Origin of the sequence: Mucilaginibacter galii (assembly GCF_014635825.1) — a bacterium.
Classification (GTDB): Bacteria; Bacteroidota; Bacteroidia; order Sphingobacteriales; family Sphingobacteriaceae; genus Mucilaginibacter; species Mucilaginibacter galii.
On the sequence record NZ_BMDO01000003.1, the window covers coordinates 333,519 to 347,898 of the forward strand.

Consider the following 14,380-nt stretch of genomic DNA (forward strand, 5'->3'; position numbering starts at 1 on the left):
CCTATGAAAAGAATACTGTTTGCCATAAAAGACTACGAATACCTGGCACAAAAATTAATCGCATGTGCCGACTTTGAAAAAGGCGAATTAGAGGTTAGCCATTTTACCGATGGCGAGCGTTATCAGCGTATCATCTCGGGCATTGAGAACCGGGATGTGATATTAATAGGAGGGACAGTAACCGATGAAGCCACCCTTGAACTGTACGATCTGGCATCTTCGCTGGTGAGTTACGGTGCTAACTCGTTAACGCTGGTTATTCCTTACTTTGGTTACTCTACTATGGAGCGCGCGGTGTTAAGCGGCGAAATTGTGACCGCAAAAACAAGGGCGCGTCTTTTATCCTCCATTCCTAAATCTAACCGTGGCAACAAAGTGCTGCTTTTCGATTTGCACTCCGAGGGTATTCAGTATTATTTTGAGCATGACCTGTACCCGGTGCATGTGTACTGCAAGAATATTGTGATAGAAGCGGCCAGGCAATACGGTGGAGATAACTTTGTAATGGCCAGTACCGATGCAGGCCGCGCCAAGTGGGTAGAATCCTTAGCTAACGATTTGGGCGTTAATGCCGCCTTCATCCTTAAGCGCCGTTTAAAAGGCGACCATACCGAGGTAAGCGCCATCAACGCCGACGTTGCGGGTAAAACCGTAATCATCTACGATGATATGATCCGTTCGGGTGGGAGCATCATCAATGCAGCTAAAACTTATAAGGAAGCAGGTGCGGGTGATATTTACGTGATTACTACCCATGGGCTGTTTGTAAACGACGGCATCAAAAAGCTGAAAGACTCCCGGTTAATAAAAAAACTGATCTGCACCGATTCGCATGTAAATACGCAATTTATTGATGATGACTTTGTGGTAGTAAAAAGTTTAGCTAAGCTAATTTGTGAAGCTATTTGAAGTAAAAATCATTATTGATGAAGAATATTAATCATAAGACCTGCTTAGACATTTTGTTTGGAGTAAGCGTAGGTGATGCTTTAGGTGTGCCGGTAGAGTTTAAAAGCCGTGAAGAAATCAGGAACAATCCGGTAAAAGATTTGATAGGTTTTGGTACGCATAATATGCCTGCCGGAACTTTCTCTGACGATAGCTCATTGATGTTTTGTTTAGCGGAAGCGTTGACAGTTGATTTTGACCTGAACCGGGTAGCCCAAAACTTCATAGATTGGCGATATCGAAATTATTGGACGGCAACTGGCGTGGTTTTCGACATTGGAATTACTACCCAGCGTGCAATTGACCGGCTGGTAAAGGGTGTAAGGCCAGATATTGCCGGCGATTTTGATGAACAAAGTAATGGCAATGGGTCATTAATGCGAATCTTGCCGCTTTTGCTCTATATCAGGAACAAGCCGGTTTTGGAACGATACGAGATCATTAAACAAGTTTCAGGAATAACACATGGTCATGTTCGCTCAGTAATTTCCTGCTTTTATTATCTTGAATTTGCGTTGGGCATAATTGCCGGGAAAGATAAGTTTGAGATTTATGCCGAGTTACAAGCATTCATACCCGCGTTTTTAGATTCTATCCAAATGAATCCATCTGAGAAAAATATCTTTTATCGTTTGTTAACAGATCGTATTGATTTATTACCTGAAGCAAATATTCAAAGTAGCGGCTACGTGCTTCATACGCTTGAAGCAAGCATTTGCTGTTTATTAAATACAGATAATTATAAAGATGCGGTTTTAAAAGCCGTTAACCTTGGCAGCGATACCGACACAACAGGCGCAGTAACCGGTGGTTTGGCAGGGTTGCTTTATGGCTATCAAAGCATTCCACCACATTGGCTACCACAACTTGCCCGCAAATCAGACATTGAAGACCTGGCAACGCGACTGATTAACAAGCTGGCTTAAAGTAAATTATTGTCTGCTTTGTGTTGTTTGGCTTACCAGGTTCCCCTTATTGATCCCTTTTCACCGTTTCCTCCGCCTTTTCTTCACGCTCTGCCTTATATCCCTCCAAAGCTTTCAAAAACTGTTCCTTAATTTGCTTTACCAGTATGCGCGGACTCAGCACCCGCATTTTGGCGCCAAAGCCCAGCAACTCGCGTTCCAGTTCAAAGTTGAGGATCACTTTAATGCTGAAGATCTTTCCGGTTTCATCCTCGCTCAGCAGTTGTTGGGTATGGTGCAGGGGTTTGGTAATTACGTAGGGCGCGTTGTCTTTATCAATCCAGAAAACCACCAGGCAATCGCGCTGGTTGGGGCTTTTGGTTACGCCGAGTACATCGTTGTAGTAAGTGGTGAGGTCCAATTGGGTGTTCTCACGATAATCGTCAGCATGTTCTTCTATGGTTTGTATACGATCTAAAGCCAGGGTAAGCAATGGCGCATGCCGCTGGTGCGATTGCGCCAGCACAAACCAGCGATTGCGGTATTCTTTCATCAAATAGCCGCTGATACAAAAAGTACTGGCCTCACGTGCCTTGAACGATTGATAAGTAACACACAAGGTTCGCTTAGCCACAATGGCCTTGCGGATCACTTCTATCCATTCCAAACCTTTCAGGTTATCGTTCTTTTCAAAATCAATAACCGGGGCGCTATGCGTTTTTTGGGTGTAGATCTTATCTTCCAGCTTGCTCACCATTTCGTTTACATCGGTAAAATGGCCAAAGCCTTTAAACTGCTTCAACAGGTCCGATACCTCGGCGAGCACCTGCAGATCCTGCCCGTTTAGCGGACTATTGGTAATGCTGTAATTTTTATCGGCATAGGTGTAATACTTTTTATCCACCACTATAATGGGCGCCTCGTAGCCCAGCTTATTACTCCGCATCATTTCCATATCGGCCTGTACAGTGCGGCGACTTACACCCGTGGTAATGCCCTGGTACTCGTATATGGCCTCCGAGCAGGCCTCAATCAAATCATCGAGCGACCATTGCCTGCGCCTGTTTTGCAGGCAGCTATCAATAGTGCGGTAACGGATAAGGGCATTGCGGTTAACGGGCATGTGATCTGTGATTTCGAATTCGTCTGAACCGGAATTTGAAGAATTTTTAGGATTACCAGAATTCTATGCAATTCAATTTTGCAAATTCAATTAATTCTTAAAATTCCGGTTCAGCTATTTTTTGATGAATTTATTAAAATATTTTTTACTGCGCAAATACGCTGCGCACTTGATGTTTCTCTTTGTAGGGTCGAAAGGCTGAACGCGTTCACAAACGCTCCCGCTCTCAACCTGGAGAGAGGGATTTTGGCCCGCAAAGAAATTAAATGTTAAATTACAAACTCAGCTATGATGAGAAAGCAAAATATCAAAAACGAACTCCCCCTTCAGGGGGCTGGGGGGTTAAAAATAGGCAACAACGAGTTAAAAGCATTAGGCATTAACGAGGTGGATGTTTTGGTAAATTTCAGTCGCGTGGCTAATGGTTTGCTGAAACATGGGGTGATGGATAAAACCCAGATCTTGGCTAACCTGGAAGCTTTAATAAACGACCCCATGCCTTATGCCATGCAAAAAGGCGGCAAGTTTAAAAACCTGGCCGAAGAGGTAATTGCCCTGCGCAAACAAGGCAAGTTTGTAAAGCAGGAACGCAGCAACTTTAAGCTGAAAGAAGAAATAGCCGATTTCCCGGTGTGGGGATTGGAGCATATTGAAGTGGGCGCGCTAAGCCAAATGCGTACCGCCATACAACTGCCCATTGCCGTGGCCGGCGCTTTAATGCCCGATGCCCACCAGGGTTACGGCCTGCCTATTGGCGGCGTACTGGCTACCACGGCTAATACCATTATCCCCTTTGCGGTGGGCGTGGATATTGCCTGCCGGATGTGCCTGAGCATTTTTGATCTCCCGGCCGAAGCGGTAGATACCGAAACCGATAAGCTAAAAAATATTTTGGTGGATAACACCTATTTCGGGATAGGTTGCACTACTAAATCATACTTTGACAGTTCCTTGTTCGATAGCAAAACCTGGAACGAAACCAAGCTGATCCGCTCGTTGAAAGACAAGGCCTATGCGCAATTAGGTACCAGCGGTACTGGTAACCACTTTGTAGAATGGGGCGAACTCACTATTGCCGATTGTGCGTTGGCCGATATACCGGCTGGTAAATACCTGGCCCTGCTTTCGCATTCCGGTTCGCGTGGCTTTGGTGGCAGCGTGGCCGATTATTACAGCAAAATTGCTATGACCAAAACCAAGCTCCCGGCCGAAGCCAAGCATTTGGCCTGGTTAGACCTGGATAAGGACGAGGGACAGGAATACTGGATTGCCATGAACCTGGCCGGCGAATATGCCGGTGCCAATCACCACGAAATTCATAACAAAATTGCCCGTGCCTTAGGTGTTCAACCCATTACGATGATAGAAAACCACCACAATTTTGCCTGGAAAGAACAACTGGCCGATGGTACCGAGGTAATGGTACACCGTAAAGGCGCTACCCCGGCGGGCGAAGGTGTGCTGGGTATTATTCCCGGCAGCATGAGCACGCCCGGTTTTGTGGTGCGCGGTAAAGGGAACGTGGAAAGCATTAACTCCGCCAGCCACGGTGCCGGCCGGTTAATGAGCCGTAGTGCCGCCTTTAAAACGCTGGACAAAGCCCTGATAGCCGCCAACCTCGTAAACAAGCGCATTACCCTCATGGGCAGCGATATGGACGAAGCCCCCATGGCCTACAAAGACATCCACGCCGTAATGGCCGCACAGGAGAATTTGGTAGACGTATTGGCTAAGTTTGAACCGAGGATTGTAAGGATGGCAGATGCGAGGGAAAGGCCGGAGGATTGATACATTTACTCGTTTAAGTTTGATTTCATAGAGAGATGCAAAACTTTCTACCACAAGTGAGACGCTTGTGGTAGAAAGGAAAACAACAGCGTTTAGAATATTTTTTTATCTTGCGTTAGTTTATTAATACTCAATGAGTAACAACAAAGCTTAGGTATTATTTAGATGTTATGGGTTATACTCAATTTAGAAAATAAAATGGTAGAGAATTCGGACGGTTTACAACTTCACTATTTTTTCAAAGATGAAAGCCATACTATTGACTCTATTTTAAGAAATGAATGTGAAAAAGAGTTGTTATATCTTTTTAAAGAAATTGCGGAAACGTTAGAACTTTCTATTCATCTAGAGACCGAACCAACAGAAGAAGGAGGATTTAAGGAAACTTGGAGATTTTTAGGAAAAAATGCTAATCAAATAACCTTAATAATAAGTATTGCAACAATCGTAATAACAAGATTTCCTGTAGAAAACAAGGAACTCAACAGATTACAAATCGAAAATTTAAAGTTAGATAATGAAATTAAGCGGCAACAACTAGAAAAATTAAACCTTGATTCTCTTAAGGAAGATAAAGACTTGACAGATGATAAACTGAAAGACTCTACTAATCTTGTTATCAAAAACTACAAGATTTCATGGCGAAAATCAAATTTATTCAAAAAATTAAATAGCTATCCAAAAGTTGATTTTATTGAAATACAAAGATTTAAAAACAAGTCACCCGTTGGTCCTCCCAGAAAGATTCCAAAAGATAACTTTCAAAAGTTTATACTGAACTCAGATGACTTGCCAGATCTCGAATTAGAAAAGGCCACAATAGATGTAATTTCCCCAGCTATTAAATCGGGGAAGTTTATGTGGAAAGGCTTTTATGGCAACGAAATAATAAATTTTGAAATGAATGACTCCAAATTCAAGACCCATGTTATTAAAGGTAATGTTCATTTTTCAAACACATTTTCTATCAAAGTCGATATGAATCAAATAAGAAAAATTGACCAAAATGGAAATGTTAAAGTGACAAATACAATTATAAATCGAGTAGTTGCTACAATCGAGAACGGAATTGAGAGTGAATTTTTGGGATAACTACATATGCAAAAGGTTTTCCTCGCCCAAGCGTCCAGCTTGTGGCATAAGCGATGTTAACAAAGAGTATTTAATGATCTGTAAGGGTTCAATTATAAGCGGGATGCTTGCGGGAGCTAAGGAGAATATTCGGTATCTTAAATACTAATTTTACTAATTTTAAACATTTGTTTATTGATAAAACCATTGTTGTAGAACATTTTTGGATTCTTTTTCCAAAAGTCTCTATTTTTCTGTTGGCCGTCAATTGTTGAAAATGAGTAATAAAAAGGCACTTCAGTAATTGTTGAATAAGGGAATACTTTGTCTCGCACAACACTTAACGATAGGATTGAGCATGATGAATCTGGAAAACACGGTTGGCTATTTACGCCATTTAGAACGTTATAACTTTTACCGTTTATTACAGATTGCATCCAACCAACTTCCTGATTTTCTATATTAAAAATCGTCTCAAAGTATATCTGCCACTGAATTTGATTAGGCATTAAACCAGTACTTCCTGTATTGATACAATAAAAGTCAAAATGATTAGTTCTTTGTGTACCTGTTCCTATCACCAAACCTATTTCTAACTTAGGCTTTTTTATTCTACTTATAAGATAAGTTATTAAAAATGTTATTAAAATACCAGCAATTAAACTTGCCATAAAGCTGGGCCAAAAGCTGCTCCAAAAAAGTGACGTAGTTACCAAAGAATGTTCCACTGCAAATTTGTCAATTAAGTTATTATTCATTTCAACTATATAATTTGAATTCCTAATGGATTATAGTCGTTAAAATTAATATAAAAAGGGCAGCAGCGTAAGATCCCAATGAATATATAAGTGCAGAAGTTAGAATAAATAAGATAACAAAGCTTTCCTTATAAGTTTAAGCCTTCTAACATTGTTATATAATAATTTGTGTCAACCCCGCTGTCCGTAGTCTCCGACTACGGACTACTATGCTCACAGACTTTAGTCTGCCGCAAACAAACCCCCATTCTTAACACCCCCTTGCTCCCGAAAGTCCCGCTGGTGGTTAAACGCTTCCAACACATTTTCGAATTTCATTACCTATCCACTTTATCACAAGCGAAGACCCTTGCGGGAGCGATGTTATTATTACAAAATATCATGGGGTTCAGCTGCTGGAAAACCTATATAATTAATGTAATGGTTTGAAAATGGATAGGTTTCGTTGATGAGCTGTTCAAAAAGTTCGATTGTTTTTTTCAAGCTCTCTATTTTTATTGGAACAGACCATGTATAACTTTCATAAGTAACAAGCTTTTGTAGTTCCCAAGCGTTTAGTGTCGGTACACTCAATTCTTGCCCTTTTGCAGCTATAAGCTGCTTAGCTCTGCTACAAATATCTAAAAACGCTTTTTTATCGTCTTCAGTTATGACTGAATCATCAAATAGAATATTTACAACACCATATGACTTTTCACCATTTCTGTTGGAATCACAATCACTATATATATCAAGCAGCTTTTCGTTAAATTTTGCTAACCCTAAATTTTCAAAAGCCTGGCATATATGTTCACTCACAATTTCTACGAACTTACTTCGTATCCAAAACCCTTTACCTTTATATTCTAAAAACGTTTCTCTCATATCTAATTAGAAATTAAATTAAAGCCAAATTATCAGAACTTGAAGCGGCATCATAGGGAATCAAACCTTATACTTTTCGTGGGCTGCTTACCTGTTAAAAAGTGGTGTGTGGTTAGTAAAAAAGTAACGGGCAAAGGTGCTAAAAAGCAGCAGTAATCTTAAAATATTCGATCACCGTTTTAGTTTCTTTTTTTAACTCCCCTTTTTTATCGGCTTTGTGGCTGTTATTGGTCACACTGATATAGCTGGCAGGATCGCCCGGAGACTCATAGATACGCAACGTTGCATAATCGGTTGATAGATCATCAGCAGGCAAAAAGTCTTTCAGGGATTTTAAATTACCGGTACTTAACTCCTGTATCATAGCATCAGGATCGGTTACCGTTTTCAGCTTTCCCTCCACATCCCGGTCTTCCATCCACTCATCATTCTGTTCAGAAAATGGACGCGTCGACCTTCCTGAAAAGGAAACCATTATAGGCGCTCCAATAATTATCACTGCTTCAATTACCCAAACCACCCATAAAAGCGTACCAGAAACCGTGCTGTGTTTCAGGGTAAAAGTACCAACATCATTTAAGCTTAGCATGGCCCCAAAAAGAATTTCAGGATGTGTAAAAATATACCAGGAACTTGTGAGGTTAAAAGACGAACGCACCCACATGCCACCTCCCATACTGCCTTCGGCTTCTGATAGCAGGGATACAAATAATGCCCATTGGCAATACCAGCCTAAAAGGCCGCACAGCACGGCGAGCACAAACTCATACTTCGTGTTTCTGATCTTCCCCGCCCCAATTGCGAAAAACACCCCGCCGCCAATGCCAAATCCCAGTCCGGCTGCAATAAAAAAGTTAAGGTAAATAAAAGGGATAAACCATTGCAGGGCGATATATATAACACTGAGGACAACCGTGATGACGAATGCCGTAATGAGGGAAATAAAGATGCCTTTTACCGGTATTTTTCCTGATGGTTTATAGTATAAATGTTCCATAGCGTGTTGTTCAGCTATAAAGCTAAGGTTATTTTGAATTTTAACGACTGGCTTATTGTTTATTTCGCAAAAGCTATCCACTTAAACTTTTATCTGCCATATATTGATTACTTTAACCAAAATGCTAAAACGAGCCTCGACCAAGAGGCAACTCCAACCACATGTATGGAAGAAGGGACTCAAACCCCACGCTGTGTACCCAGCGCCGGAATCGAACCGGAGAGGAATTTAATGCCTAAGGTGTAATTCTTTATGAATTTGGTTAACCAGCGCAGTAAAGCGGTGAATATTTCGCCGTTAAATTATTGTGCTTTGTAATGTTCAACCTTCTTACGGTTGGTATCATGACTACTGTTTGAAGATCGGAAGAAAAAAGAAATGGCCATTATAATTCCGAAAACGATCAAGAAAAATCCAACATATCTACCCACCTTTTCGATCATTTGAGTGGCATACGCATTCCCGTACGATTTGAATTCTTCCACGCCGGCCATGTTACGGCGGTTAAACTGTCGTTTATTGATCTGAAATCTTAAAATAAAACCGCCTGCTATAAATAAAATTGCCCAAATAAGGTTCATAGTTGAAATATTTAAACCTATAACCCTTCTCTACAATGATTGTTTTGGGGTGGCCAAGGGTTTACCGTTGTCTGCCGCCTTCTTAAGGAATACACCGCCTGCAGCCTTCATTCTTCGTTAAACCGAATACAACAATATATGTATCTAAACACTTCCCCTTACCCGCTTAAAATAGCAATTCCACCATACCAATCCTTCATTAAAAAAAGTTTTCCTACATGGATTCGAACCACGATCTTCTGAACCAAAAACAGATTATCTACCGTTGCACCAAAGGAAAGTAAAGTAAAGTGGCCGCTACAAGACACTGATTTAAGACCATTTGACCTCAAAAGGGAAGTCTCCATTACCAACCCGGGGCAACCGGCCACCATAGTAAAAGGGTACACCTTATAGCAATGCCCGCTTGCTATTATAGATCAGGATAAATATTTCAATTTCAGACCTTTCAGTGAAATTTCATAAAACTTTTAAGGAATATTATAAGTTATTAATCGTAGTGTAAATTATTAAAATTAATCAAGTGGTTATGAAGAATAGTTGTTTAAGCATCGTTTTTTTAGGTGCGGCGCTTATTGCAAACGTGCTGAATAGCTGTTCTGGCAATGATAAAGGCAGGGCCAATAGCGCTACATCCATGAATCGGGAAAAAAAGATGGCACGCCCGGTTGGCTGTGATTTTAGAAGCGCCTATTTCACTATGACAGTACCGGGATTTGTAAAAAGGCAGAACCTGACCGATTGCTTTCATGAGATCAGGGACGAAAAGTCAACACTTACTGAAATAAAAGGGGATACACTGGGCAACCGATTTGTAATAACTTATAAAGACGCTCAACCCGAAGCCGGTGAGAATACGGCTTTGTTAGATATGCTTAGTTTCAGGTTTGATAAATTTTCTTCTGAATACACTAAAGATAAAGGATGGACGATTATAAAATATGGAACAACTGATTCGCTTGACTTGGTATTTCAGGATCCTTTGCACAGTGAAAATTCGGGGGTCATACGATTTCGGAAAACAAATGACGCCACTTTTTAAAAAAGTCGTCCGGATTGAATCAGATTATATCTTATATAAATTTCGCTTCGAAATCAGTGATCTGGAAATTACACACTCCTAAATTAGCAGGCCATTAGTTTAAAACAAACTTCCGTAATAAAAGGGATGGATATCTTGCTGGTACTTCTGCAGCCTCCCGCTATCCGCAGTTTCCCTACGGGGTACTTTGTAAGCAAACTTTAGTTCGAATTTAAAGAAATACAGAAATATCTTTAAATTTCAAAATTTCTCTTACCCGCTTAAAGCAGCAAGTCCACCATACCAATCCTTCATTAAAACAGTTTTCCTACATGGATTCGAACCACGATCTTCTGAACCAAAATCAGACGTGCTACCGTTGCACCATAGGAAAATATAAACAGTTGGTACGGAACTCGAACCCAGGACCATTACCCTCAAAAGGGAAGTCCCCCATTGCCAACCCGGGCAACCAACCATCATAGTAGAACGTATAGGACCCACGACCTATAACCCACAGCGTATAAGGCTGTTGCTCTAACCAATTGAGCTAACGTTCCGCTAAACATTGTAGGGTAACCCGGACTCGAACCGGGAACCTCCTGCTCCCAAAGCAGGTAATCTGACCAATTGATATACTACCCTGAAAATTGCACATAAAACAAAAAATCCCCTTAAAGCTATCTAAGAGGATCGTGGCATATTGTTCTATTTTACTCAATACATACCCATTCACCTCCGATAGATCGGTTGCGGCAATTGTATCTGTATTGTTGTTGTTTTCATGCTGCAAGCATACGGCTTAATTTTATAAATCAAGAAAAGTTCTGTAAAAAAACTTGAAAGTCAATTCAGTAGCGATTCTTCAATTAATTAACAAAGTTAAGGATGGCCCTCTGGTTACGTGCCACATCATTATCAATTGCTGAACGCGGCTGAAGTATCTTTATAAATTATTGAATGCTTTCACATCGTCATCCCATATTTATTTACAACTTCATTCGTTGTATTCTTACTGCGTTTAAAATGGCAAGCAAGGCTACGCCCACATCGGCAATTACCGCTTCCCAAAGATTGGCAATCCCACCAGCTCCTAATACAAGTACAATTACTTTAACAACCATTGCGATAGTAATATTCTGCCATACTACCCGGCTTGTTATTTTTCCTATTTTGATAGCGGTGGTAATCTTTGATGGCTGGTCATTCTGAATAACAATGTCTGCCGTTTCTATGGTAGCATCACTACCTAAGCCGCCCATGGCAATACCTGCATCAGCAAGGGCAACAACAGGTGCGTCATTTACGCCGTCACCTACGAAAGCAATGCGGTTTCCGGCATCCTTGAAGCCTTGTACCTTCTGCACTTTACCATCGGGTAACAGATCACCAAAAGCTTTATCAATGCCCAAAGCTTTTGCCACTTTGTCCACTACCGCCTGCTTGTCACCAGATAGCATCACCGTTTGCAGCTTTAAACTATGCATCTTTTCAATGGCTTCTTTTGCATCTTCTTTGATCTCATCAGCAATGGTAATATACCCAACGTACCTGTTGTCAACAGCCAGTACCACTACCGTGTCTACTAACGTATCTACATCTCCTGGATAGGTAACGTTAAATTTCTTAAGCAATTTTGCATTCCCGGCCAAAACGATCTTTCCGCTTATGGTTCCTTTCAATCCGTGCCCGGATATTTCTTCAACATTTTCGGCTTTCAGCTCAGCGGCAGGCTCGCCTGCATACTCCACCACGGCTTTAGCAATAGGATGGGTCGAGTTGGCTTCAATAGCGGCTGCATATTTAACCAGCTCGTTTTTATCAAAGTTATCGGTCACCACCTCCTGAACGTTGAACACCCCTTTGGTAAGCGTTCCGGTTTTGTCCATGATAACGGTATTTATCTTGGTCATCACATCCAAAAAGTTTGAACCTTTAAACAAGATTCCGTTTCGCGATGCCAGCCCGATACCGCCAAAGTATCCCAACGGAATAGAAACCACCAAGGCACAAGGGCAGCTAATTACTAAGAATACTAATGCGCGATAAAACCATTGGTGAAAGTTGTAAGCGTCAACAAAGAAGTATGGCGCAAAGCAAACCAATAAAGCTAAAGCAAAAACTATAGGCGTATAGATCTTGGCAAACCGGCTGATAAAAAGCTGCGTTTGCGATTTACGAGCGGTTGCGTCCTGCACCATTTCGAGTATTTTGCTGAGCTTACTATCCTTAAATAATGACTTAACCTGTACTTCGCTTACTTTGTCCAGGTTGATCATTCCCGCCAATACTTTATCACCTTTACGTTTGGTATCGGGCTTGCTTTCACCAGTAAGGGCGGCAGTATTGAAGGTCGCTGCATCGGAATATAATTCGCCATCCAACGCCACTTTTTCACCGGCTTTAACCTGAATGATCTCGTCCACCGCAACGGTTTTCGGATCTGTCTCCGTTGGCTTACCGTCACGCATTACGGTCACCTTATCCGGTCTGATATCTAATAGTGCTTTAATGCTTTTCTTTGCCCGGTTTACGGCTGCATCCTGAAACCATTCACCAATGGAATAGAATACCATCACGGCAACGCCTTCGCTGTATGAGCCGATGCTGAAAGCACCAATTGTGGCAACGCTCATGAGGAAGAATTCGTTGAAAAAATCAAAGTGCTTAGCCTTGCGCCATGCCATGCCTAATACATTATAGCCAGCCAATCCAAATGCAATCAAAAAGATGATTAGGTTGACCGGAAATGGCGGTTGATATTTGAAGCCAAATTCCAATGTCAGCATTATGATTAGGATGAGCAGCGCAGACAGAAGTGGCCAGTGGCTTAGCCAGGTTTCTTCTTTCTCCGGTTCATTGGTTAAGTTCAATGCTTCGTCATTATGGTCATGCCCACCAGCTGCATGCTGATCAGCATCATGTGCCTCCTCACTCTCCGCTGAAGGTTTAATGACTTCAGCAGGATCATGGTTGATCTTTTTAGCGGCTTGTTGATTATCGTTATTTCCCATTATCTTGTTTTAAGTAGTTGTTTCTCTTGTATCATAATTAATATATCCACCTTTTAAAACGATCAATCCTCGTCTCCGGTAGCACTCTCTGATGAAAGGATGTAGAACGCACCTTTGGTTACGATCTTTATGTCTTTAGGCAGTTCTTTAACCATTTTTATTTCTGTATAGCCCAAGTCAGTTACACCGGTAACCACTTCTGCCTTTTTGAATACATAGCTTTTGCCAGCAGCAGCCTCATCATCTTTGTCTTTGGTTGCTTTCGATGTTTCCGGTTCATTCATTTTAACAAGGTAATAGATGTACTCCTTGCCACCGGTTTTAATCACAGCTTCAGTAGGAACAACGGTAGCCCGCTGCTGCCCTACATCAATTAAGGCAGATACGTACATTCCCTGGATCAGATTATTTTTTGCCGCTTGTTCAATGACAGCATGGGCAATGATAGCCTTGCTTTCGTTTTCAAATGACTGGTTCACGCCGTAGATCTTCCCGGTAATCTCCCGGTTCTCCTGATTGGTGAGCGTAAAATAAACATGCTGGCCTGCTTTGACCTTAAAAAGGTCTTTTTCATAAACCACCAGGTCGCAATGCACTTTAGAATTATCAATGATGTTCATTAACGGCCTGGCAGGCTCTGCATAGGAACCGGTTTGAATAGCAATTTTTCCAATGGTGCCGCTGATGGGCGCATACACCGGAATTTGCGTGATAAAACGACCATGTGATGCACTTTCAGGACTAACGCCTACCTGCCGGAGCTGGCGGCTTAAAGCGGCTACCTTAGCCTGCTCAGTGCGCAAGGAAGTTTGTGACTGCTGGTAAATCTTACCTGTTCCGGCATTCGCCTCGTTCAGTTCCTTTTGACGTTCGTACTCTTTGGTAGCATAAGACAGGCTGCTTTCTGCAGCCATGTAATCCTGCTGCAATTGTATGAGCTGGTTATTTTCAATGGTTGCGAGTTTCTGCCCCTTGCTGGCATGCTGGCCTTCCAATACAAACACCTGATTGACCACGCCGCCCATTAGCAACGTTACTTCGGCTTTATTTTGTGGGGGAACTTCCAGTTGACCGCTGGCTTTTACCACCGACTTTAGGTTTTTTTGCTCCATGCTGCCTAAACGGATACCGACCGCATCCAGCTGGCTTTGCGAAAGGGTTACGTCTTCGGATTGTGTTTCAGGCTTTTCCTTCTCAGCCGCCTCTTTGTCCTCTGGTTTAGGTTGCAGTGAGCAGGATATGAGCATTACCGATGCTGCAATTATCATCGCAATGGCTATTTTATATAGTATTATAGGGAATCGTTTCAT

Annotated in this window: 12 protein-coding genes and 2 tRNA genes; 5 read left to right on the forward strand and 9 right to left on the reverse strand. The window is 41.8% G+C overall.

Going from position 1 to position 14,380, the window contains the following annotated elements; all coding sequences use genetic code 11:
- Positions 1-3 precede the first annotated feature (3 nt).
- Together IEV61_RS08290 and IEV61_RS08295 are read left to right on the forward strand one after the other, a co-directional pair.
- Positions 4-909: a ribose-phosphate diphosphokinase gene (locus IEV61_RS08290; protein ID WP_188415566.1), complete on the forward strand. Its 906-nt coding sequence runs from the start codon at positions 4-6 to the stop codon at positions 907-909.
- 17 nt (positions 910-926) lie between these two features.
- Positions 927-1,874, forward strand: a complete 948-nt coding sequence (locus IEV61_RS08295) for an ADP-ribosylglycohydrolase family protein (RefSeq protein ID WP_188415568.1) — start codon at positions 927-929, stop codon at positions 1,872-1,874.
- 46 nt (positions 1,875-1,920) lie between these two features.
- On the opposite strand, the gene IEV61_RS08300 is transcribed toward IEV61_RS08295, so the two are convergent.
- Positions 1,921-2,976 carry a helix-turn-helix transcriptional regulator gene (locus IEV61_RS08300; RefSeq protein WP_188415570.1) on the reverse strand — a complete coding sequence of 352 codons (1,056 nt, stop codon included), beginning with the start codon at positions 2,974-2,976 and terminating at the stop codon, positions 1,921-1,923.
- Between the two features lie 288 nt (positions 2,977-3,264).
- On the opposite strand from IEV61_RS08300, the gene IEV61_RS08305 reads away from it, so the two are divergent.
- A complete protein-coding gene (locus tag IEV61_RS08305; RefSeq protein WP_229747070.1) occupies positions 3,265-4,764 on the forward strand; it encodes an RtcB family protein in 1,500 nt (499 codons plus the stop codon).
- A 198-nt stretch (positions 4,765-4,962) separates the two neighbouring features.
- Positions 4,963-5,856, forward strand: a complete 894-nt coding sequence (locus tag IEV61_RS08310; RefSeq protein WP_188415572.1) for a hypothetical protein — start codon at positions 4,963-4,965, stop codon at positions 5,854-5,856.
- 137 nt (positions 5,857-5,993) lie between these two features.
- Here the strand turns inward: IEV61_RS08310 and IEV61_RS08315 are convergent, their stop codons facing one another.
- The 4 genes from IEV61_RS08315 to IEV61_RS08330 form a co-directional block, all read right to left on the reverse strand.
- Entirely contained in the window at positions 5,994-6,593 is a 600-nt protein-coding gene (locus tag IEV61_RS08315) for a hypothetical protein (protein WP_188415574.1), read from the reverse strand.
- Between the two features lie 369 nt (positions 6,594-6,962).
- Positions 6,963-7,457: a hypothetical protein gene (locus tag IEV61_RS08320; protein ID WP_188415576.1), complete on the reverse strand. Its 495-nt coding sequence runs from the start codon at positions 7,455-7,457 to the stop codon at positions 6,963-6,965.
- Between the two features lie 139 nt (positions 7,458-7,596).
- The gene (locus IEV61_RS08325) at positions 7,597-8,454 is read right to left on the reverse strand and encodes a hypothetical protein (protein WP_188415578.1); all 858 of its coding nucleotides are present in this window, start codon (positions 8,452-8,454) and stop codon (positions 7,597-7,599) included.
- Between the two features lie 302 nt (positions 8,455-8,756).
- Positions 8,757-9,035: a hypothetical protein gene (locus IEV61_RS08330; RefSeq protein WP_188415580.1), complete on the reverse strand. Its 279-nt coding sequence runs from the start codon at positions 9,033-9,035 to the stop codon at positions 8,757-8,759.
- 529 nt (positions 9,036-9,564) lie between these two features.
- Between IEV61_RS08330 and IEV61_RS08335 the strand changes: the two genes are divergently transcribed.
- Positions 9,565-10,077, forward strand: a complete 513-nt coding sequence (locus tag IEV61_RS08335) for a hypothetical protein (protein ID WP_188415582.1) — start codon at positions 9,565-9,567, stop codon at positions 10,075-10,077.
- 464 nt (positions 10,078-10,541) lie between these two features.
- On the opposite strand, the gene IEV61_RS08340 is transcribed toward IEV61_RS08335, so the two are convergent.
- From IEV61_RS08340 to IEV61_RS08355, 4 genes are all read right to left on the reverse strand, one after another.
- Positions 10,542-10,616, reverse strand: a tRNA-Ile gene (locus IEV61_RS08340).
- Positions 10,617-10,627: 11 nt separating this feature from the next.
- A tRNA-Pro gene (locus IEV61_RS08345) sits at positions 10,628-10,701 on the reverse strand.
- Positions 10,702-11,045: 344 nt separating this feature from the next.
- The gene (locus IEV61_RS08350; RefSeq protein WP_188415584.1) at positions 11,046-13,070 is read right to left on the reverse strand and encodes a heavy metal translocating P-type ATPase; all 2,025 of its coding nucleotides are present in this window, start codon (positions 13,068-13,070) and stop codon (positions 11,046-11,048) included.
- A gap of 62 nt (positions 13,071-13,132) precedes the next feature.
- Positions 13,133-14,380, reverse strand: a complete 1,248-nt coding sequence (locus tag IEV61_RS08355; RefSeq protein WP_188415586.1) for an efflux RND transporter periplasmic adaptor subunit — start codon at positions 14,378-14,380, stop codon at positions 13,133-13,135.